The organism is Eggerthella sp. 1_3_56FAA, assembly GCF_000185625.1.
In the GTDB taxonomy this organism is placed as follows: domain Bacteria; phylum Actinomycetota; class Coriobacteriia; order Coriobacteriales; family Eggerthellaceae; genus Eggerthella; species Eggerthella lenta.
In genome coordinates, this window is the sequence record NZ_GL622582.1 from 293,200 (window position 1) to 295,498 (window position 2,299).

Annotated in this window: 3 protein-coding genes; 1 reads left to right on the plus strand and 2 read right to left on the minus strand. The window is 67.9% G+C overall.

Translation table 11 applies throughout. The features are described from left to right. A partial coding sequence (locus tag HMPREF1023_RS14595; RefSeq protein ID WP_009307212.1) for a hypothetical protein occupies positions 1-1,059 on the plus strand: 1,059 nt, incomplete at its 5' end. On the opposite strand, the gene HMPREF1023_RS14600 is transcribed toward HMPREF1023_RS14595, so the two are convergent. Both HMPREF1023_RS14600 and HMPREF1023_RS15790 read right to left on the minus strand, forming a co-directional pair. Beyond that, on the minus strand, positions 1,056-1,925 hold the full coding sequence (locus HMPREF1023_RS14600) for a hypothetical protein (protein WP_009307213.1): 870 nt from the start codon (positions 1,923-1,925) through the stop codon (positions 1,056-1,058). The two genes, HMPREF1023_RS14595 and HMPREF1023_RS14600, sit on opposite strands and share 4 nt — an antisense overlap. Positions 1,926-1,953: 28 nt before the next feature. Then, positions 1,954-2,299 (minus strand): hypothetical protein (locus tag HMPREF1023_RS15790; RefSeq protein WP_035579143.1); only part of this gene is annotated, 346 nt, incomplete at its 5' end.

A 2,299-nucleotide genomic window follows, 5' to 3' on the forward strand; every position in this document is an offset into this window, starting at 1 on the left:
GCGCACGCCGACGTCCGCGAAGGCGACGCGCGCATGATGGCGGGCGGCGGCTCCGTAGGCGGGGGCCCGGGCGCCATCGACCACGTCGACAAGCCGTTCGGCCAGATCATCCGCATCATCCCCGATCACGGCATGTCGGCTTTGCTGTACCTGCCAGCCCTGCCGGTGGATCCGTACCACAGCGACGAGGAAACCGGGCATCCCGCATTGCAGACGCTTCGGGTCGACCGCGCCTATGCGGACGACCCGGACTCCTGGGAAGCCTGGGGCACCTTCGAATGGGACGCGGACTGGCAGGAGTACGCCTGGGGCCTCGACAGCGTCCAACCCGTGTACGACGACAACTACGCCGATCCCAGCATCCTGTACTGCACGGTCAGCTACTCGTCCGAGACCGTCGACTATCGCGACTTCTACCTCCGCGCGACCGCGGTGGTCCTCGAGGACGGCGTGCGAACCGCCATCGAGTTCGAGCCGGCGCTGTTCGAATACGCCGAGGAGTGGCTTCCCGAACCCGTCGAGCCGGTCGACCCGGTCGAGCCCGAAAACCCTGCAGAGCCCGAGAAACCCCAAGAACCGCAGAAGGAGCCGCCGACCGTCGTGAACCCGCCCGACGTGAACGGCGGCGACAGCGGAGGGAACCGCGGAGGCGTGGGCCAAGGGGAAAGCGAGCGGAACGAGGCGAGCGAAGAACGGCCGAAGAAAGACGGCTTCCCCGCCGGCGGCAACCCTGTCTCAACGGCCTCGATCCTGCCGCTGCCGCGCAACGAGGAGCCGGCCGCCGGAACGCAGGACGGCGACGGGACGCAAGAAAACGCGCCCGACGAGCAAGCCGGGCGCGCAGGGGAAAGCGATGCTGCAAGCAAGGAATCGATGCCGGGAAAGGCCTTCGCCGATTCTTCGACAAGCCGCGATTCGGCGGCGACCTCCGCGGGCTCGACCTCGTCGGGAACCGCGCACCGTATGCCCGGCTTCGCCCTGGCCATCGGAGGCACGATCGGCGCCATGGCTTTGATCAGCGGCATCGCTGCCTTCGCAAGAGCACGTAGAAAGCGCTAGCGACGGCGGGAGCGCAGCGCTACGACCAACACAACGGCTCCGGCGACGAGGGCGACAGCTACGCAACCCGCCACGAGGGGGAACAAGCCGTCGCCGGTTGTCACCAGCGCTTTATCCGAGCCGGAGGGAGCCCCGGGGCTTACGTTCGTGCCGCTCGGAAGCTTCTCGGGGCTCGGCTTGGCGTTCGATCCGCCGGTCCCTTCACCGGAGTTTTCTCCCGGATTCTGCCCGGAGCCTTCCGAGCCGTCCCCGGGGTTGCCGCCAGACCCGTCGCCCGAACCGTCGTCAGGGCTCCCGCCCGGCGTGCCGCCGGGGTCGCCCGGCTCATCGGGCCCGACCGAAGAGCCGGAAGCGACCTTGACGGACAACGGAGCCGGCAGCTCCATGCCCAGCTGCTTCTCGTCCATCTCCACATGCGAGGAGCTTACGACCTCGAGGCTGCTCACGGACACTTCCGCAACGGAATCGCTCGAAGACGACAACGCGAGGGTTCCCAGATCGAGACGGTCGCCCGAGAACAGGTTCCCGTCCTTGACGGCCACGTAGAGGTTCACGCGCTGGCCACCGTCCACCGGCTTGAAGCGCACCTGCGCCACCGCGGCGCCCTCGACCGCCTTCGAGAAGCCGAACCCGGCCTCCAGCGCCTCGCCGCCCTCGCCCTTCACCGTCAACGACAGCTTGAGCGCCCGAACCTCGTCGCCTCCCTTGGGGACGACCAGGCTCACGTCGACCGAACCGTTCGAGGCACCCTCGTCCAGGACCACGCCAGGCGCCTCCCCCGCCCAGGCGATTCCCGGGGCAAGAGCCAGGCAGAGCGCGCATGCCGCCAACGCGCATGCCGTCATCTTCTTCATCTTCGCAAACATATCTTCAACCGTTCCTCTCGGCTTCAGGCTAATCGGCTGCGACGGTCGCGTTGCCGCCGAGCTCGACGTCGGGCAGATTGTCGGGAACATCGCCCGGAAGCGAGTCGCTCACCAGGCGCTGTCCCTCGTTCGTCAACGCGTTGTCCACGCGGTACAGCTCGGCGCGCACCTGCTTGGGCAGCTTCATGCTCGCAAGGTCGCCGGGCTCGATCCAGTAGACCCAGCTTCCTTCGGACACGTCGCCCAGCATGGCGTCGCCGGGCTCAGGCGCCATGATGATCTGGCTGGCAACCGTGCTGCCGTCGGCGTTCACGCCGCCCACCACGTTGCCGTTCTCGTCGTAGAGCACCACCACGTTGTACGCCGGGTTGCCC

Coding starts and splice junctions, on each gene's coding strand:
- HMPREF1023_RS14600 (WP_009307213.1), bottom strand. CDS start 1,925: ATGTTTGCGAAGATGAAGAAGATGACGGCATGCGCGTTGGCGGCATGC.